Source organism: Caulobacter sp. SSI4214 (genome assembly GCF_012184455.1).
In the GTDB taxonomy this organism is placed as follows: Bacteria; Pseudomonadota; Alphaproteobacteria; order Caulobacterales; family Caulobacteraceae; genus Caulobacter; species Caulobacter vibrioides_E.
Genome location: NZ_SZWJ01000090.1, coordinates 1 through 17755, shown reverse-complemented (window position 1 = coordinate 17755; position 17755 = coordinate 1). Strand labels below are relative to the sequence as shown.

The following is a 17755-nucleotide window of genomic DNA, read 5'->3' as shown; positions in this document are numbered from 1 at the left end:
GCGCGGCCTCGACCCGACCGCCCTCGGCGAGGACGCGCGGATCGACCTTGCCCGTCAGCCACAGATCGTCGCCGCGGACCAGGGCGCCGTCCTCCGCGCGGTGACGGACTTCGAAGGTCACGCCGTCGACCCGCACCTTGTCGCCCTCGCGCAGGCCGGCGGGCAGTTTCAAGCGCAGCTGGCGGCCGTCGATGGCCAGGTCTTCCGCGCCGCCGGCGAAGGCGGTCAGGACGTCGATTTCAAGGATGGCGCGATCGGCGATCGGCGGCGGAGAGGTCACGGCCGGCGGAAAATGGGCCTGGACGACCGGCTGCTCCTGCAGCAGGCGATAGGCGGCCAGCACGTCGCGAAACAGCGCCGCGTCGCCGGTCGGACGATCCGGATGGGCGCGCTTGGCGGCCTCGCGATAGGCCTTGCGCAGCTCGCGCTCGTCCGCGCCGGCGGCGACGCCCAGCAGGGCGCGGGCGGCCGAGAGCGTCAGAGCGGCGGGACGAAGGGTCATCGCCGGACCCTGGCGCGGGGATGGTCAACGCCGGGTTAAGTTAAGACTTTCGCGGACGGTGGCTCTCGGCCGTCGAGGGGCCTATATCGAAGCCATGAGCGCCGACACGACCCTGATCCCAGCCTCGCCCAGCGAGGACGACTATGTCCGCCAGGTGGCCGAGGCCACGCCGCCGCCCTTGCTCAGCGAGGAGGATCCGTTCGCCCTGTTCGCCGCGTGGCTGGAAGAGGCGGGCAAGAAGGAACTCAACGACCCGAACGCCATGGCGGTGTCGACGGTCGACGCCGATGGGATGCCCGACTCCCGCATGGTGCTGCTGAAGGATTTCGACGCGCGCGGCTTCGTCTTCTACACCAACACGCAAAGCGCCAAGGGCGTGGAGCTGGACAGTCATCCCAAGGCGGCGATCCTGTTCCACTGGAAGTCGCTGCGCCGTCAGGTGCGGATTCGCGGGAACGTCGAACGTGTGACCGACGCCGAGGCCGACGCCTATTTCTCCAGTCGCGCCCGCCACAGCCAGATCGGCGCCTGGGCCAGCGACCAGTCTCGGCCGCTGCCGGATCGCCTGGCGCTGGAAAAGCGTGTCGCCGAGATGGGCCTGAAGTTTGGCCTGGGCAAGGTGCCGCGTCCGCCGCATTGGAGCGGCTACAGGATTGTTCCTCAAACCCTGGAATTCTGGCGCGACCGGCCCTTCCGTTTGCACGAGCGCCTGGTGTTCGAACGGGCCGGCGAGGGTTGGACCACGAAGCGTCTGTTTCCGTAGACGGAAGGCCATGTTTTGGCCTTTTTTCGAGCGTGCCGTCACGCTCGGCTAAAGGCCCAGCTTGGGCCGTCCGGCCGCTGGCGAACCAAAGGGAAAAGTCATGGGTCTCCTGAACGAAGTGATCGGCGCGGTCGTCGCCGAAGAGGCGCTGGACAAGATGGATCCGGACGCGAACCTGCTGGAAAAGGGCGCGGCCCTGGTGGCGGGTTTCGTCGGCGAGAACGCCATCGAAGGCGAGATCGGCAAGCTGTTCCATAAGGACGAGGCTTCCGACGATCAGCCGGCCTCGGACGACGACAACAACTGATCCGACGCCCATTCGGAAACAGGACGGCCGCGCCAGACCCCTGGCGCGGCCGTCGCGTTTCGAGGCTAAGCCGCGTACCGCGCCATGAAGGTCTCGACCGCGTCGGCGACGATCTCGGCGAGCGGTCGGCTGGGCAGGAGGTCGTCGCCGGCGGCCAGGCCCAGCAGAAGCGTCGGATGGTCCAGCATTCCCATCAGCTGGCTGGCGGCCCAGGAGGGCTTCTCGGTCCGCAGCTCCCCCGCCGCGCGCAGGTCGTCGATCACCGCGATCGCCGCGCCGCCCAGTTCCGCGCGGGCGGTCTGCAGAAGGTAGTCGGCCACGTCCTCGAACCGCCGACGCTCGGCCGCCACCATGCGGAACATGGCCCGCGCGTCGGGACGCGAGAGAAAGGTCGCGTAGGCCAAAGCCAGGGCGGTCAGGCGCGCCCGGGCGTCGCCGCGAACCCGAGCGGCCTCGCGCACCGGCGCGGCGGCGTCACGGATCGTCTCCATCACGATGGCCTTGAACAGGTCCGCCTTGCTGGGAAAGTAGGCGTAAAGCGTGGCGGTGGAGACTCCCGCCGCGCGGGCGACGAACTCCATGCCCGCGTCGGCGTAGCCTTCCCGGAGGAACAGGGCCCTGGCCGCGCCGAGGATCTCTTCGCGTTTGGCGCCAGAGCGATGGAGACCTGAACCGATAAGCATGTGTGACACTCGCGGGAGGACAATTCTCGGAAATACAATTTAGCCGATAGCTTCCCGACGAAGCAAGGGTCGCGGGAGGCGACTCCGCTTCGGCTTTCGGCTATGCAGCCCAGGCGCCGGAATTCGGGCGCTGGAAGATGGGATTCGAGGCGTGATCAAGGACGCGGAAGCCGCGCGCGAGCAGGAAGTGGCCGCCTGGTTCGGTCAGCGCGCCGAGAACACGATCGAGACGTCGTGCGCGCGGGTGTTCCTGATCGGCGGTTCGGCCTTCAAGGTGAAGCGCCCGGTCGACTTCGGCTTCCTGGACTATTCGACGCTGGAGCTTCGGCGCTGGGCGCTGGAGCGCGAGCTGACCTTCAACCGGGCCGCCGCGCCGGACATCTATCGCGAGGTGCGTCGACTGACCCGCGCCGCGTCCGGCGATATCGAGATCGATGGCGAGGGCGAGATCGTCGAATATCTGCTGGAGATGCGCCGTTTCGACCAGAACGGCGTTCTGGCGACCCAGCCCTGGGCGATCGACGACGCGCTGGAGGACTCGCTGGGCCGGACGGTGGCGCGCTTTCACGCTGGTTCCGCCCTACGTCCCAACGGCGGCGGCGTCTCGGCCCTGGGCTATACGATCCGCTCGAACGCCAATCTGTTGCGGGGCCTTGCGCCGCGCTTGGGCAAGCAGGCCGTCGAGCGCCTGGTCCACGAGACCGACATCGCCCTGGAGCGGCTGGGGCCGCTGCTGGACGGCCGCGCCGCCGAGGGCTTCGCCCGCCACTGCCACGGCGATCTGCATCTGGGGAACATCCTGATCGAGGACGGCCAGCCGATCCTGTTCGACTGCATCGAGTTCAACGACACGCTGTCGGACATCGACATCCAGTACGATCTGGCCTTCCTGCTGATGGATCTCGACTTCCGCCGCCGCCGCGACGCGGCGGGTCGGGTGCTGAACGCCTATCTGGACGAGGCCGCCCGCGTGTTCGGGGAAGGCCTGTGGACGGGCCTGGCGGCGCTGCCGCTGATGCTGAGCGTGCGGGCCGCCGTCCGCACGCACGTTTGGGCCTATACCGGCGACGACGAGGCCGCGCGGGCCTATCTGCAGACGGCCCTGGAGCATCTGGCTCCCAAGCCGGTCAGCCTGATCGCCGCCGGCGGTCTGTCGGGCTCTGGCAAGTCGACCTTCTCGCGCGTCTGCGCTCCGGGCCTGGGTTCGGCGCCCGGCGCGGTGGTGCTGCGCACCGACGAGATCCGCAAGCGCCTTTGGGGCGTCCCCGCCCTGGAGCGGCTACCGCGCGAGGCCTATACGCCGGAGATGAGCGCGCGGACCTATGACCAACTGTTCGGCGACGCCGCCCTGTGCCTGAAGGCGGGACGCTCGGTGGTGCTGGACGCGGTGTTCCTGAAGCCCGAGGAGCGCGCCCGCGCCGAGGCCCTGGCCCGCGACCATGACGTCGCCTTCCAGGGCGTCTGGCTGGAAGCGCCGCCGGAAGTCCTGCGCGCCCGCGTCGCCGCCCGCGTCAACGACGCCTCGGACGCCGACGTGGCGGTGCTGGAAAATCAGTTGTCGCGCGATACGGGCGAGATCGGCTGGCGCAAGGTCGACACGGTCAGCGCCTTCGAGGACGAGGCGCGCGCCCTGGCCGAGGCGATGGGCTGACGACCCTAAGCCGCCCGCAGGTTCTCGTCGGGCGGCTCGGGGTTCAGCGCGCGGACGATCGCGGTGATCAGGTCGACCGGCTTGACCGGTTTGCCCAGGTGGTCGTCGAAGCCCATGTCGAGGAACCGCTCCCGGTCGCCGGCCATGGCCGAGGCCGTCAGGGCGATGACCGGAAGGGCCGGGTCGCCGGCTCGGCCGGCGCGGATGGCTTCCAGCGCGGTGATGCCGTCCATCACCGGCATGTTGATGTCCATCAGCACGCAGTCGTAGCGGGCGCGAGCCATGGCCGCGAGCGCTTCCTGGCCATTCTCGACGATGGTCAGGGCCACGCCCGCCGGCTCCAGCATGGCGCGCACGACCCGTTGGTTGATCGCGTTGTCCTCGGCCATCAGGACGTGGATCGCGCCGAGGTCCGCCTCGTCCTCGATCGGCTCCGGAACCGGAGCGGGCGGGGCGCTCCGTTCGGCGGGGACCGTGAAGACGAAGTTGGCGCCGAGCGCGCTGGGGGTAAGAGTCAGATCGCCGCCCATCTGGCGCGCCAGGGCCCGGGATATGGCCAGCCCAAGGCCGGCGCCGCCGTGCTGGCGCGAGATGCTCTCGTCGGCCTGGGTGAAGCTGTCGAACACCCGTTCCGCCGCGTCCTTGGGGACGCCCGGTCCAGTGTCGTCGACACGGAACCGCAGCATCCAGGCCTCGCCGAGCGGGGTCGCGGCGACCTTGACGCGCACATACCCCTGAGCGGTGAACTTGACGGCGTTGGACACCAGGTTGGTCAGCACCTGACGGATGCGCAGCGGGTCGGCCCGCACCCAGTCCGGAACCTCGGCGCCGACGTCACAGATCAGTGACAGCGACTTGGCCGCCGCCGCGTCCCGCCAGGCGTCGACCACCTCGGCGACGACGTCGCGGGGCGCGACCGTCTCGGGCGACAGCTCGACCTTGCCGACCTCGATGCGCGACAGGTCCAGCACGTCGTTGAGCAGCCGCATCAGGTTGTCGCCCGACCGGATCATCAGCTCGACCTGCTCGCGTTGCACGGGATCCAGGGACGAGCGTTCGAGAGCGTGCGCCATCCCCAGCAGGCCGTTCATCGGCGTGCGCAGTTCGTGGCTGGCGACGGCGATGAAGGTCGACTTGGCGCGAGCCGCCTCGAGCGCCTTTTCGCGTTCATTGCGCAAGCCCTGGGTCAGGTCGTCCATGCGCCGGGCGGTGGCGCGATTGCGCAGGGCCACGTTCATCGTGCAGGCTATCAGCAGCAACAGCGATCCCCGCGTGGCCTGGGTGATCAGGTCATGACCGCTCATCGCGAAGAACGGAAAGACGATCAGGCTCAGCACCGGGGCGAGGGCGCTGAGGATCAACAGGATCAGGGGCTGATGGCGGTACTGCTGAGCGAAGACCAGCTGACCGCACCAGATGGCGGTCGCCGCGATCCTCAACCGGTCGTCGCCGTGCAGCCACAGCATGGCCCCCAGCCAGGCCCAGCTGCCATTGATCGGAAGCGCGCCCAGAATAAAGGCCGCCCGCTCGCGCGGTCCAACCGCGCGATCGGCGCCGAAGTCGCGCACGACGAGGAAGGCCAGGCCTTCGGCGATCAGGAAGCTCGTTAGCCAGGCCAAGGCCAGCTTGGGACCTAGAGCCAAGCTGACGGTCCCGCCGGCCAGGCACCCGGTGATGACCCGCGACGGCGTCAGCCGCCGGATATCCGCGGCGACCTCATCCAGCCGCTCGTCCGCCAAGGTCTCGGCTACGAAGCGCAAACACGTCTCCTGTCGGCGAAGCCATTTCGCCGGAATCGGCGGCGACTATCGGCCGATCGCCATGAGGAGTCTGTAAATCGGGCCTGCGACGGATCATCGCGCCGCGTCGATGGGGGCGGACGGCGAAGACCGTTCGCGCGAGGAGCGCCGCGCGTTGCGTGTCGCGCCGCGCATCGATAGCCTTGTATGAACAACGATAAGGCAACGGGAGAGCCGGAGTTCCATGCAAGGCCTGATGCAACACGGGGCGCTGACCCTCGACAAGATCATCGACCATGCCGCGCTCTGGCACGGTCATCGCGAGGTGGTCAGCCGATCGGTCGAGGGCCCGATCGTGCGCACGACCTACGCCCAGATCCGCGATCGGGCCAAGCGCGTCTCCAACGCCCTGCTGGCTTTGGGGATCAAGCCGGGCGATCGAGTCGGCACCCTGGCGTGGAACACCGGCCGCCACATAGAGGCCTGGTACGGGATCATGGGCATCGGCGCGGTCTGCCACACCCTCAACCCGCGGCTCTTTCCCGAGCAGATCGCCTGGATCGCCGACCACGCGGGCGACCGGCTGATCTTCACCGACCTGACCTTCCTGCCGATCCTCTCGGCGATCCTGCCGCGTCTGCCGCATGTCGAGCACGTGGTGGTGTTCACCGATCGCGAGCACATGCCGTCACAGTTCGCGCCCGCCGCCGATGCGCCGCACTTCAAGGGCCTGCTCGCCTATGAGGATCTGGTCGAGCAGCACCACGCCGACTGCGCCTGGGGCGGATTCGACGAGGGAACCGCCGCCGGGCTCTGCTACACCTCGGGCACGACGGGCGATCCCAAGGGGGTGATGTACTCGCACCGCTCGAACTTCCTGCACACCTTGATCACCCTGCAGCCCGACGTGATGGGCCTGTCGCAGAAGGACGTGATCCTGCCGGTCGTGCCGATGTTCCACGCCAATGCGTGGGGCGTGGCCTTCTCGGCGCCGGGGACCGGGGCCAAGATGGTCATGCCGGGCGCCAAGATGGACGGCGCCTCGATCTTCGAGCTGCTGGACACCGAGGGCGTCACCTTCTCGGCCGCCGTGCCGACCGTCTGGCAGATGCTGCTGCAGCATCTCGAGGCCACCGGCGCCAAGCTGCCGCTGCTGAAGAAGGTGGTCATCGGCGGGGCGGCCTGTCCCGAAAGCATCATCCGCGCCTTCCACGACAAGTACGACGTCGAGGTCGTCCACGCCTGGGGCATGACCGAGACCTCGCCGGTGGGGACCCTGTCGGTGATGACCGACGACCTCGAAAAGCTGTCCTATGACGAGCAGATGCCCTACCGCCTGAAGCAGGGCCGACCGCCGCTGGGCGTCGAGATCTGCCTCAAGGACGACGACGACAAGCGTCTCCCGCACGACGGCCGCGCCTTCGGCCATCTGAAGATCCGCGGACCGATCATCGCCGGCGAATATTTCCGGGGCGCCGGCGGCAAGATCCTGGACGAGGAAGGCTTCTTCGACACCGGCGACATCGCCACCATCGACGAGCACGGCTTCATGCAGATCACCGACCGGGCCAAGGATGTGGTCAAGTCCGGCGGCGAGTGGATCAGCACGATCGAGATCGAGAACATCGCCGTGGGCCACCCCAAGGTCGCTCTGGCGGCGGTGGTCGGCCAGCCGCATCCCAAGTGGGACGAGCGGCCGGTGCTGCTGATCAAGCTGAAGGACGGCGAGACCGCGACGAAGCAGGAGATGATCGATTACCTGCAGGGCAAGATCGCCAAGTGGTGGATGCCGGACGACGTCCTGTTCGTCGACGACATCCCGCTGGGCGCGACGGGCAAGATCGACAAGAAGCTGATCCGCAAGCGTCTGGCCGACGACGGCTACGCGTTGCCGGAGACGCCGCTGCAGCCCTCGCCGGTGTCGGCTCCGACCCTGGCGGCGGCCGATGGCGGCCATGCTGCGGTGATCTACGCCCCCGAGCCGGCCGAGGCGATCGAGCCCGAGGCCGTGCTCGACGCGCCGCTGGAGCCCGAACCGGAAGCCGACCGCGCGCCGGAGGCCGAGCCGGAAACGGCCGCCGAGGCTTCGCCCGACTCCGAGCCGGAGCCGGGCGTCGAGACCCAGGCCCAACCGGTGTCGGTCGCCGACACGATCATCGCCGAGGCCGCCGCCATCGCCGCGGCGGCGGCGGTCGCCAAGGCCGAGGCTCCGGCGGACCCTCCGACCGGCGAGGCGATCGCGACGCCGGTCGAGCCTCCGCTGCGCCTGCGCGAGCCCAGCGAGGCGGCCAACGCCGACGCGCTCGCGCCGTTCTCCGCCCCCATAACCCCGAGCCGGCGCGGCGCGTCGAAAGCCTCGGCCCGGACGTCCGCCAAGGCCGAGGCGAAACGGGACAAAGCGCCAGCTTGGGCGAGCCTCTATCTGGATTTCGCCGTGCTGATCGCCTTGGCCCCGGCCATCCTGGTCGGCGGCGGCGCGCTGGGCGTCAAGCTGGGCCTGATCGGACAGTCCCTGGGCTATGCCGCCATGACGGTCGACTGGGCCCCGAAGGCGGCCTATCTCGGCGTGGCGACCAGTCTTCTGGGTCTCGTCGTGGCCCTGGCCGGCGGCTTTGGCCGCCTCTGGAAGCTGGCCGCCCTGGCCCTGGCGATCACCGCGGTCACCTTCGGCGTGATGATCGCCGCCGACGCGCTCTTCAAGGCCCCGCCGATCCATGACGTCGCCACCGACTGGAAGACGCCGCTGACCTTCTCGGACGCGGCGATGGCCGGGCGCGGCGGCTCGGCCGAGCCCGTGCTGGACGATCCCAGCCTGCCGGTCGGCTCGACGGCCTATGCCGGGCGCGAGATCGCCGCCATCAACGGCGAGACCTGTCCGGCGGCTCGGCCGCTGGTCGTCAACCGCGCGCCCGGCGATGTCTACGAGGCCGCCAAGGCCGCCGTGCTGGCCAAGGGCATGACCCTGGTCACTGACGACCCGACCGATGGTCGCCTGGAGGCCATGGCGCGCAGCTTCTGGTACGGCCTGACGGACGATCTCGTTCTGCGCGTTCGCGCCGACGCCCAGGGCGCGCGTCTGGACATGCGTTCGATCGGCCGCGACGCCGGCGGCGACCAGGGCCGCAACTGCCAGCGCATCGGCGATCTGATCGCGGCGGTGAAGAGCGGTCAGGCGAGCCGGTAGGTCGCGTCGAGACCGGGAGGCCCCTCGCAGGCGACGCGGCCTTCGCGGGTCAGCTGGATCATGTGGGCCAGCACCGAATGGGCGGCGGCGGGATGCAGTCGCGGGTCCACGGCCGCGTACAGGCTGGGCACCATCGCCTTGATCGTCGTGAGCCCCGCGCCCAGCGCGTCCAGGATCTGGGCTTCCCGCGCTCGGCGATGGGCCACATAGGCGTCGATGAACGGCCCGACCTCCCGCACCGGCGCGCCATGGGTGGGCCACAGCGTGTCGAAGGTCCGGGCCCGCACCTTGGCCAGGCTGGCGAAATAGTCGCCCATGTCGCCGTCGGGCGGGGTGATCACCGTCGTCGACCAGCCCATGATGTGATCGCCGCAAAAGAGCGCGTTCTCCTCGCGCAGGGCGAAACAGACGTGGTTGGAGGTGTGGCCCGGCGTGGTCACGGCCTCCAAGGTCCAGCCGGGGCCGGAGACGACATCGCCGTCGGCCAGTTCGATATCGGGCCGGAAACGATCGTCGGCGCCTTCCTCCAGGGCCGGGCTGTCGCTGGCCCGCGGGGCCGGGGCGGGCAGGCCATGGACCTTGGCCCCGAACAGCCGGGCCAGCGGATGGGCCAGGGGCGAGTGGTCCAGATGGTGGTGGGTGACCAGCACGTGCGTCACCGTCTCGCCGGCCAGCGCCGCCCTCAGGGCCTCCAGATGCTCGGGCAGGTCCGGCCCCGGATCGATCACCGCCACCTCGCCCTGGCCGACGATATAGACGCCCGTGCCGGTATAGGTGAACGGCCCCGGATTGCGGGCGATGACCCGCCGGATCAGCGGCGAGACCTGGTCGCATCGCCCGTATTCGAACGCCAGCTCACGAACGAAGGGGATCATGGCGACCTTCCCGAAACAGCAGCGGATCCCGAGAGGAGACCCTCGACGGCGCCGGTCTTGCGCTGGGCGTTGCCGGTAACCTCCGGAGAGACGACCATGGCGGCGGACGCGGCGATTTTTGTATCAAAACGGCTCCAGCGCGCGGCCTTCGCCATCCTGTGTATCATTCTGGCGCAGTTCGTTTTGGCCAGCTGCCATCCCGAACCGACGCCGATGGCGGCCCGCGAGGCGGGCGCCTATTAAGCATCAGGCCGGCAAGACGCCCGACAGGTCGTAGCCGGCCTCGCGGCCCTGATCCACCAGGGTCTGGCGATCCTCGCCCGCCAGGGCCCGGCCGATCGACCAGGTGACGATCGAGCGCGTGCCCGAACGGCAGAAGGCCAGCACCGGCCCTTGGGCCGCCTCGACCGCCGCGCGGACCGTCTCGACCTGCTCCGGCGTCGGACCGCCGCGCACCGGAACGTGCAGATAGTCCATGCCCGCCGCGCGCGCCGCCGCCTCGATCGCCGCGCCGGGCGGCTGGCTGGGGTCTTCGCCGTCGGGGCGGTTGTTGATCACCAGGACGAATCCCTCGGCCGCCGCCCGGGCCATGTCGGCCTCGGCGACCTGCGGGCTGACGGTGATGGAGTCGTTGACGCGTCGAAAATCGCTCATGAGACCGCTGGGTTCTAAAGACGCGCGGCGCGTTCCGCCGCCGGCCTATCTTCGCGGGCGCGAGGCGCCTAGGCAATGGTCACAACAGGCCGAAACGGCGCCCAGCGCGTTGGCGCCGACGCGGTGGCGTTATTTGGTTAACGGCCTTTCTTCAAAAAACTTTCACGAATTTTCCGCCCTGACGGGCATGATTTGTTGCGTGTCAACGCTTGAGCGGAAATTCTCGTCGCGTTGGCTTTCGAGGCCCAAAGCCTCGAGAACCGCGTTCTTGAAGTGCAAGATAGTCCCATCGAAACAAGAGGATGCCGGGCATGGTCTCCGGTTCGTCGAGTTTCGGGTATCGAGACGGAGCGTCGATCTTTCGAAAAGTGGCTACCCTGTGGCGTTTTTGCGACACGCTGGGCAGATGTGGATTACAGATTTGCAATGACAATTGACCCCCGGCTCCGCGGGCTCCTAACGTCGCTCTAACCGGGGAAAATGTTTCCGGGACACCAGTGATCTCGTGGCGCACTTCGGCGGATTTCCGCTCCAGGTTGGACAAAGGTTTCTAGAGGGGTTCCTCGTCCAGCTTGCCGCCAGCGCCACGCTTAGAGGGGATTGAAAAGCATGAATTCGACCAAAGGCAGCGCACGCGCGCGCCTGATGACGACGACGTTGCTCGCCGGCCTAGCGGCTATCGCCGCGCCGCTCACGGTCGCGACCGTGGCGACCTTGGTTCCGACCATGGCTTCGGCTCAAGACTACACGAGCGGTACGCTGACCGGCACCGTCCGGGATGGCTCCGGCGCTCCCGTCACGGGCGCGAAGGTCACGATCAAGTCCTTGGCTCAGGGCTTCTCGCGCGACCTCACGACCGATGAAACCGGCCAATTCCGCGTTCCGCTGATTCCGGGCGGCGGCTACTCGGTCGCCATCTCCAAGCAAGGCTACCAGTCGACCAATGACGGCAACGTCCAGGTCACGGTGGGGGGCACCTCGGCCTACAGCTTCACGCTGCCGGCGGCCGGCGAAGCGGTTTCCGAAGTGGTGATCACCGCCACCGCCAACCCGCAGCTGGACTTCTCGCAGTCGACCAAGGGGCTGACGCTCGACGTCGAAACCCTGCAGAAGCAAGTTCCCCTGCCGCGCAACATCACGGGCGTCGCCCTGCTGGCGCCGGGCGTGGTCAAGGCGGTGTCGGGCTTCTCCAACACCGACGGTTCGGCGGTTCCCACGATCGGCGGCTCGTCGGCGGGTGAAAACTCGTTCTACATCAACGGCCTGAACATCACGAACTTCGACACCTACGTCGGCGGCGCCACCGTGCCGTTCGATTTCTACAAGTCGGTCGATGTGAAGACTGGTGGTCTGCCGGCCGAATATGGTCGCGCGACGGGCGGCGTGCTGAACGCCGTGACCAAGTCGGGCACCAACGAGTTCAAGTTCGCCGTTCACGGCAACTTCCAACTCAGCGACCTGCAGGAGCACTCGCCGGACACCTACGCGACCAAGAACTCGCGCGCTTCGTCCGACCGCAAGGAATACATCGTCGAAGCGGGCGGCCCGATCATCAAGGACCGCCTGTTCGCCTACGGCCTGTATCAGGTCAACGACATCCAATCGACGGGCGCCGGCATCACGTCGAAGGCCTATCGCGAAGATCGTAGCGCCAGCCCGTTCTACGGCTTCAAGCTCGACGGTTATCTGACCGACAAGCAGCACTTCGAATACACCCAGTTCAACACGACGCAGATCACTTCGCGCCGCAACTACGCCTATGATCCGACGACCGACACGATCGGCGCGGCGGCGGACGGCACGAAGTTCAAGAGCGGCGGCAACAACTGGATCGCCAAGTACACCGGCTCGTTCACGGACTGGTTTACGCTCTCGGCCGCCTATGGTCACAGCCGCGACCAAGACTACACCCTGCCGGGCTCGACGGGCTTCTCGTATGTCAGCGACGCTCGCGCCAACGGTACGGCCATCGCCTTCGGTCCGACGCCGGTCGCGAACCAATCGACCAACATCGACAATACGACCCGGAAGTTCTACCGCGTCGACGGCGACTTCTACTTCGATATGTTCGGCAAGCACCACGTGCGGACCGGCTATGATCACGAAAGCACCGATCTGTTCCACAGCTCGCTGCAATCGGGCGGTCTGTCCTACAACTATGGCCGTGTCCGCTCGCAGAACACGTCGAACGCCCTCGGCTTGCCGCTGAACCAGCAATACGTCCGTGTCCGCGTGTCGAACTTCGGTGGGGCCCAAGTCACGGGCGCCAACGAGTCGTTCTACATTCAAGACTCTTGGGATGTGACGGACCGCGTGAACCTGCAAATCGGCGCGCGTGACGATGTCTTCAAGTTGAACAACTTGAAGGGCCAGCAAGTCCTGAACCTGAAGAACAACTGGGCGGGCCGTTTCGCGCTCAGCTACGACGTCTTCGGCGACGGTCACACCAAGGCGTTCGCGTCCTATGGTCGCTATTTCATCCCGCCGGCTTCGAACCTGTCGTTCCGCGGCGCCGACCTCTACTACTTCGCCTACTTCCTGCCGCCGGATGGTGGCCTGAGCTACGACGCGTTCATCGATCCGGTCACCAAGAAGCCGACGGCTCTGGGCGCCCAGATCGACAACCCGAAGTTCAACGCCGCCAACGGCACCACGATCTGCCCCGCGGGTCCGGTGGGTTCGACCAGCTCGCACGGCTGCGTCGTCTACGGCAATGGCATCCAGGAACCGGCCGCGTCCAAGGCCGCCGTGGGTCTGAAGGCCAGCTATGAAGACGAGTTCATTGTCGGGTTCGAACATAAGTTCAATCCGCTGTGGAAAGCCGGCGCCACGCTGACCTACCGCAACCTGGGCCGGACGGCCGAAGACATGGCCGTCGACAGCGCGATCGTTAAGTGGTGCGCCCGCAACCCGACCGTCAACGGCTGCTCGGCTCCGGACCTGACCGATGTGCTTTACGGCGATGCCGACTATGTCGTCGGCACCCCGGGTCGCGATATGTCGATCATCGTCCGCACCGACCTCGCCACGCCGCTGGCGGGCAAGAAGATCAACCTGACGGCGGCCGATATCGGCAACCCGAAGGCTGTTCGTGAATACACGGCCCTGGAACTGTCGTTCTCGCGCGCCTGGGACGGCAAGTGGATGCTGAACGGTTCGTACACGCTCTCGCGCCTGTACGGTAACTACGAAGGCACCGTGAAGTCCGACGCCGGCAACAGCGCTCAGGTCGACGCGGGCTCGACCCAAGAGTTCGACCACCCGGGCCTGGAAGAATACGCCAAGGGTCTGCTGCCCAACCATCGTGGGCATCAGTTCAAGCTCTACGGCGCCTATGCGATCACGGAGAACCTGCAGATCGGCGGTAACGCGACGGTCAACTCGCCGCGTCACTACGGCTGCATCGGCTACTACGGCCGCGATCAAAACGACCCGAACTTTGATCCGTATGCCGCCGGCTACGGCGCGGCTTCGCGTTGGTGCTATAACGGCACCACCTCGGTGCCGGTGCCGCGTGGTTCGGCCTTCAAGGGCGACTGGTACTCGAACCTCGATCTGCAGGTCCGTTACACGGTTCCCAGCATGGGCTTCATCCCGGGCGGCCTGACGCTGCGCGCCGACGTGTTCAACGTCTTCAACCAGAAGAACGTCACCCAGAACTACGAAGTGGGCGACTCGAGCGCCAGCTCCGTGGACGTCAACTACAAGAAGCCGATCGAGTACCAAACGCCGCGCTACGTGCGTCTGGGCTTCGACTGGGCGTTCTAATCTAACCATCTCGGTTTGGATCAAACGGGCGGCGGGTTCGAAAGGACCCGCCGCTTTCTTTTTGTCCGTCTTCCTTTCGTGCGCCCCTGTCGCCCGCGGTCTTGAACGTCAGCTGGGAGATCTCTCCAATCGTCCCAATCGGTAAATGGGACTCAGGCCATCTTGAAATCAGGCCTCTCTTTGGCCTTCGACCCAGGTGTGAGCGGGTGGGCCGCAGAGAAATGAGCCCGTCTTTTCAGTCCGTCCGAATGCTTCTTCCGGATTAGCGTGACTGAAGAGGTTTTTAGCGCCTTCTTAGGAAGGGTGGCCGTGGCGCTCGGCGCCTCCGGCTGGGAGGGGCGAGTTCCGACCTCGGCGTCCCCCTCACCTCATGAAAAAGGCCGCCCGGCGAACCGGACGGCCTTTCGCTTTTTCAGCCTTCGCCAGCCCCCTACCGCACCGGGGTATCCGCCAGCACCGCCGCCCCGCCGGGGGCCGCGCGGAGGCGGGCCTTGGCCATTTCGTCGAGGATCGCCTGCGAGCGTGGGTCGCCCAGCACCCAGGCGGCGGCCGCCAGGGTGCGGGCCGAGGTCTCGGAGACGCCCAGGAACTTCTCGAAGGCCTCGAACGGCGACTTGGCGCCGTCCACGCGCTTGAGGCGCACGTCGCCGTCCAGCTTGGCCAGGGCCTTGGCCTTGTCGACGGCCTGGTAGAAGCCGCCCAACTCGTCGACCAGGCCCAGCTGCTTGGCCTGTTCGCCGGTCCAGACGCGGCCCTTGGCGATCTCGCGCACCCGGGCGACCGGCAGCTTGCGCCCCTCGGCCACGCGGCTGACGAAGCCGGCGTAGATGCGGTCCATCCAGCCGGCGAACTTGGCGCGCTGGTCGGGGGTGAAGCCCTGGGCCGAGCCGAACGCCTCCGAATAGTCGCCGCCGACGTGCAGGTCCTTGGTGTCGACGCCGAAGCGGGCGAGGGCGTCGCCCAGGGCGAACTTGCCGCCATAGACGCCGATCGAGCCGGTCAGGGTCGAGGGCTCGGCCACGATCGAATTGGCCTGGCTGGAGATCCAATAGCCGCCCGAGGCCGCGTAGGTCCCCATGCTGACCACGACGGGCTTGCCGGCCGCCTTGGCGCTCTTCATGGCCGCCAGGATCTGCTCCGAGGCCGTGTCCGAGCCGCCGGGCGAGGAGACCCGGAAGACGATCGCCTTGACGTCCTTGTCGTCGGCCGCCGCCTTGAAGGCCTTGGCCACGTCGTCGGAATAGACGTTGCTGTCGCCGCTGAACGGCGAGCCGCCGCCGCCCGCGCCGGTGACGATGGCGCCTTCGGCCCCGATCACCGCGATGGCCGGGCCGGTCTTGACCGCCGGCGGCTTGCTCCGCGCGGCGTAGTCGTCGAAGTCGATCATCTTCGCGCCCTTGCCGGCCTTGTCGAGGGCGTAGGCCTCGATCTCGGCGACCTGGCCGACCTTGTCGATCAGGCCCTTGGCCTGGGCTTCCTGGGCGCTGTAGGGGCCCGCCTCCAGGGTTCTGATCAGCTGGGCCGGGTCGCGCTTGCGGTCGGCCGCCGCGCTGGTCAGGGCCGAGCGATAGACGGAACCCATCCACGACAACGTCGATTCCCGGTGGGCGGGTGTGTAGTCGCTGTAGAGGTAGGGATTGACCGCGTTCTTGTACTCATAGCGCTGCTCGTAGTCGGCCTTGACGCCGTACTTGTCGAAGAAGCGCTTGAAGAACATCGACTCGCTGGAGACGCCGACGGCCTGGAAACTGCTGTCGGGCTGCATCCAGAGCTCGTCGCTGGACGCGCCGAGCATGTAGGTCGAGGTGATCATGCCTGACGGATAGAGCCCTTGGCTGTGGGCGTAGATCGGCTTCTTGCCGGCTTCGCGGAAGTGCTTGAAGGCCAGGCGCAGCTCGTCGGCCGCGGCGGGGGCGACGCCGCCCTCGGGCAGTCGCACCAGAACCGCGGCGACCTTGTCGTCCTTTTCGGCGCGCCGCAGCGTGTCGATGATCGACATCACCGAACCGGCGCCGCCGCCGCTGAAGGCGGCGAACGGGCTCTTGGGATCCTGGTCGGGCAGGCCGCCGCGCAAGTCCAGCTGAAGCACCGCGTGGGCCGGAATCGGCGCGGGGCGCGCGGCGCCGGCGGCCATGACGACCAGCAGGAAAGGCACTCCGACCACGAACAGCAAAAGGCCGACGAAAACGCCGGCGACGGTCAGGAAGAACTGCTTCATCGGAGGTCCTGCTTGCGAAACCGAGGACAAGCTAACCGCTGTTCGGGCGCGAACCAAATGAAGAGCGCGCAACGCGCGAGTTCGTCGCCAGACGTCTCGGCGACCGCCCGCCCGTTGAGGGCTAAGTTCCTATTTCCAGGAGGTTTTTCCCGCCTCTGGCTGGCGGGGAGGAAATGGTCGGAGTGGCAGGATTTGAACCTGCGACCCCTGCGTCCCGAACGCAGTGCTCTACCAGACTGAGCCACACTCCGACTTGGAGGCCGGCCTTATAGGGGGCGGTTTCGGAGGGCGCAAGCGCCTTTTTTCAGGTTCGTGTGACGGGCTGAAAAAAGTTCTGAAAACGGCTGTTGCATCCGTCCGAGTCGTGAGCTATCTCCACCGCCTCGCCGGGCCCAACGGGGTCCCGCCGTTCCTGCTGGGGAATGGTGTAATGGTAACACTGCGGTTTTTGGTACCGTCATTCTAGGTTCGAGTCCTAGTTCCCCAGCCATCTCTCTTCCGAGAAATAGTTATCTGAAGGCGCTGTGAACGCGCTCCATATTCCGCTCGGCTTAGGTCGGCGTCGCTCGCTTCGCCGGCGGCCGCGAACCGGTGGTTGGTCTAGACCAGGCTGGCGCGCGAAATCTTCCGAACTCCAGCATTGAAAGCCAAGTTTGGGACAATCCCCAAGATGAGTTTTGCGGTTGCGAGATAGAGGTGTGCGACCTCTGGTTCGCCTTTCCATGTCGAGACTGGCGAGGGTCATATCTTGGGGTAAAGCCGTGATCTTTTTGTAAGGCGACGCCGTTTTCTGATAATTGATTGTTACAGGAATTCACGAATGGTGACGCTTTTCCGCATTAACTACTTGTTTTTCTGAAATGAAGGTGTATTTGCGGGAAAAAGGGGAATGGAGTTGTGATCGTGGAAGACAAAGCGACCCTTATCGAACTTACCGCTGAAATCGTGGCCAACTATGTGGCCAATAATTCGACGCCAGTTTCGGAACTTCCGGCGCTCATCCGCGCCACGCATGATGCGTTGGCCGGTATTGGCGCGCCGCCCGCGCCTCAGGTGGAAGCCGTGACCAAGGCGACGCCGGCTCAGATCCGCAAGAGCATTACGCCCGAAGCCCTGATCAGCTTCGAAGACGGCAAGCCCTACAAGACGCTGAAGCGCCACCTGACCACGCACGGCATGACCGTGGCTGAATACAAGGCCAAGTGGGGCCTGCCGAACGACTATCCGACGACCGCTCCGGCCTATAGCGAAGCCCGTTCGCAGATGGCCAAGGCCCTCGGTCTCGGCCAGGGCGGCCGCAAGACCAAGGCCCCGCGCTCGCGCAAGGCCTGACGCTTCCCGAAAGGTCGGAAACACGAAAGGGGACGCCTTAGGCGTCCCCTTTTTCTTGGCCGTTGATCTTTCGCGGCCT

Annotated in this window: 13 protein-coding genes and 2 tRNA genes; 8 read left to right on the top strand and 7 right to left on the bottom strand. The window is 66.8% G+C overall.

Features of this window, described 5'->3' with window-relative positions:
• The coding region (locus FCU40_RS19185; protein WP_168077099.1) for a J domain-containing protein at nucleotides 1–502 on the bottom strand (502 nt) is incomplete at its 3' end.
• 94 nt (nucleotides 503–596) lie between these two features.
• On the opposite strand from FCU40_RS19185, the gene pdxH reads away from it, so the two are divergent.
• Nucleotides 597–1265, top strand: a complete 669-nt coding sequence (gene pdxH, locus FCU40_RS19180) for a pyridoxamine 5'-phosphate oxidase (RefSeq protein ID WP_168077097.1) — start codon at nucleotides 597–599, stop codon at nucleotides 1263–1265.
• A gap of 100 nt (nucleotides 1266–1365) precedes the next feature.
• Nucleotides 1366–1572, top strand: a complete 207-nt coding sequence (locus tag FCU40_RS19175) for a hypothetical protein (protein WP_004620548.1) — start codon at nucleotides 1366–1368, stop codon at nucleotides 1570–1572.
• Nucleotides 1573–1637: 65 nt separating this feature from the next.
• On the opposite strand, the gene FCU40_RS19170 is transcribed toward FCU40_RS19175, so the two are convergent.
• Complete coding sequence (locus FCU40_RS19170) at nucleotides 1638–2255, bottom strand: TetR/AcrR family transcriptional regulator (RefSeq protein WP_168077095.1); 618 nt, start codon at nucleotides 2253–2255, stop codon at nucleotides 1638–1640.
• A gap of 151 nt (nucleotides 2256–2406) precedes the next feature.
• Here FCU40_RS19170 and FCU40_RS19165 point away from each other — a divergent pair, with 151 nt between their 5' ends.
• Nucleotides 2407–3906, top strand: a complete 1500-nt coding sequence (locus tag FCU40_RS19165) for a bifunctional aminoglycoside phosphotransferase/ATP-binding protein (RefSeq protein ID WP_168077093.1) — start codon at nucleotides 2407–2409, stop codon at nucleotides 3904–3906.
• A gap of 5 nt (nucleotides 3907–3911) precedes the next feature.
• On the opposite strand, the gene FCU40_RS19160 is transcribed toward FCU40_RS19165, so the two are convergent.
• Nucleotides 3912–5666: an ATP-binding protein gene (locus FCU40_RS19160; protein WP_168077091.1), complete on the bottom strand. Its 1755-nt coding sequence runs from the start codon at nucleotides 5664–5666 to the stop codon at nucleotides 3912–3914.
• A 223-nt stretch (nucleotides 5667–5889) separates the two neighbouring features.
• Between FCU40_RS19160 and FCU40_RS19155 the strand changes: the two genes are divergently transcribed.
• Nucleotides 5890–8829 (top strand): long-chain-fatty-acid--CoA ligase, encoded by a 2940-nt coding sequence (locus FCU40_RS19155; RefSeq protein WP_168077089.1) that lies wholly within the window; start codon nucleotides 5890–5892, stop codon nucleotides 8827–8829.
• On the opposite strand, the gene FCU40_RS19150 is transcribed toward FCU40_RS19155, so the two are convergent.
• On the bottom strand, nucleotides 8814–9704 hold the full coding sequence (locus FCU40_RS19150; RefSeq protein ID WP_168077087.1) for an MBL fold metallo-hydrolase: 891 nt from the start codon (nucleotides 9702–9704) through the stop codon (nucleotides 8814–8816). The genes FCU40_RS19155 and FCU40_RS19150 overlap by 16 nt on opposite strands.
• A gap of 96 nt (nucleotides 9705–9800) precedes the next feature.
• On the opposite strand from FCU40_RS19150, the gene FCU40_RS19145 reads away from it, so the two are divergent.
• Entirely contained in the window at nucleotides 9801–9947 is a 147-nt protein-coding gene (locus FCU40_RS19145) for a hypothetical protein (protein WP_004620538.1), read from the top strand.
• A 3-nt stretch (nucleotides 9948–9950) separates the two neighbouring features.
• On the opposite strand, the gene FCU40_RS19140 is transcribed toward FCU40_RS19145, so the two are convergent.
• Nucleotides 9951–10358, bottom strand: coding sequence for a TIGR01244 family sulfur transferase (locus FCU40_RS19140; protein ID WP_004620536.1), 408 nt, complete (start codon nucleotides 10356–10358; stop codon nucleotides 9951–9953).
• Nucleotides 10359–10967: 609 nt separating this feature from the next.
• On the opposite strand from FCU40_RS19140, the gene FCU40_RS19135 reads away from it, so the two are divergent.
• A complete protein-coding gene (locus FCU40_RS19135; protein ID WP_241693647.1) occupies nucleotides 10968–14126 on the top strand; it encodes a TonB-dependent receptor in 3159 nt (1052 codons plus the stop codon).
• 430 nt (nucleotides 14127–14556) lie between these two features.
• On the opposite strand, the gene sppA is transcribed toward FCU40_RS19135, so the two are convergent.
• Both sppA and FCU40_RS19125 read right to left on the bottom strand, forming a co-directional pair.
• Nucleotides 14557–16344, bottom strand: a complete 1788-nt coding sequence (gene sppA, locus FCU40_RS19130; RefSeq protein WP_168077085.1) for a signal peptide peptidase SppA — start codon at nucleotides 16342–16344, stop codon at nucleotides 14557–14559.
• A 174-nt stretch (nucleotides 16345–16518) separates the two neighbouring features.
• Nucleotides 16519–16595 (bottom strand) — tRNA-Pro (locus tag FCU40_RS19125).
• Between the two features lie 165 nt (nucleotides 16596–16760).
• On the opposite strand from FCU40_RS19125, the gene FCU40_RS19120 reads away from it, so the two are divergent.
• Nucleotides 16761–16834: transfer RNA gene (locus FCU40_RS19120), tRNA-Gln, on the top strand.
• A 413-nt stretch (nucleotides 16835–17247) separates the two neighbouring features.
• The gene (locus FCU40_RS19115; RefSeq protein WP_004620530.1) at nucleotides 17248–17676 is read left to right on the top strand and encodes a MucR family transcriptional regulator; all 429 of its coding nucleotides are present in this window, start codon (nucleotides 17248–17250) and stop codon (nucleotides 17674–17676) included.
• The last annotated feature ends 79 nt before the right edge of the window (nucleotides 17677–17755 follow it).

What these genes read in the sequence shown, in the direction of transcription:
- pdxH (WP_168077097.1), top strand. Translation starts at nt 597, where the DNA reads ATGAGCGCCGACACGACCCTGATCCCAGCCTCGCCCAGCGAGGACGAC.
- FCU40_RS19175 (WP_004620548.1), top strand. Translation starts at nt 1,366, where the DNA reads ATGGGTCTCCTGAACGAAGTGATCGGCGCGGTCGTCGCCGAAGAGGCG.
- FCU40_RS19170 (WP_168077095.1), bottom strand. Translation starts at nt 2,255, where the DNA reads ATGCTTATCGGTTCAGGTCTCCATCGCTCTGGCGCCAAACGCGAAGAG.
- FCU40_RS19155 (WP_168077089.1), top strand. Translation starts at nt 5,890, where the DNA reads ATGCAAGGCCTGATGCAACACGGGGCGCTGACCCTCGACAAGATCATC.
- FCU40_RS19150 (WP_168077087.1), bottom strand. Translation starts at nt 9,704, where the DNA reads ATGATCCCCTTCGTTCGTGAGCTGGCGTTCGAATACGGGCGATGCGAC.
- FCU40_RS19145 (WP_004620538.1), top strand. Translation starts at nt 9,801, where the DNA reads ATGGCGGCGGACGCGGCGATTTTTGTATCAAAACGGCTCCAGCGCGCG.
- FCU40_RS19140 (WP_004620536.1), bottom strand. Translation starts at nt 10,358, where the DNA reads ATGAGCGATTTTCGACGCGTCAACGACTCCATCACCGTCAGCCCGCAG.
- FCU40_RS19135 (WP_241693647.1), top strand. Translation starts at nt 10,968, where the DNA reads ATGAATTCGACCAAAGGCAGCGCACGCGCGCGCCTGATGACGACGACG.
- sppA (WP_168077085.1), bottom strand. Translation starts at nt 16,344, where the DNA reads ATGAAGCAGTTCTTCCTGACCGTCGCCGGCGTTTTCGTCGGCCTTTTG.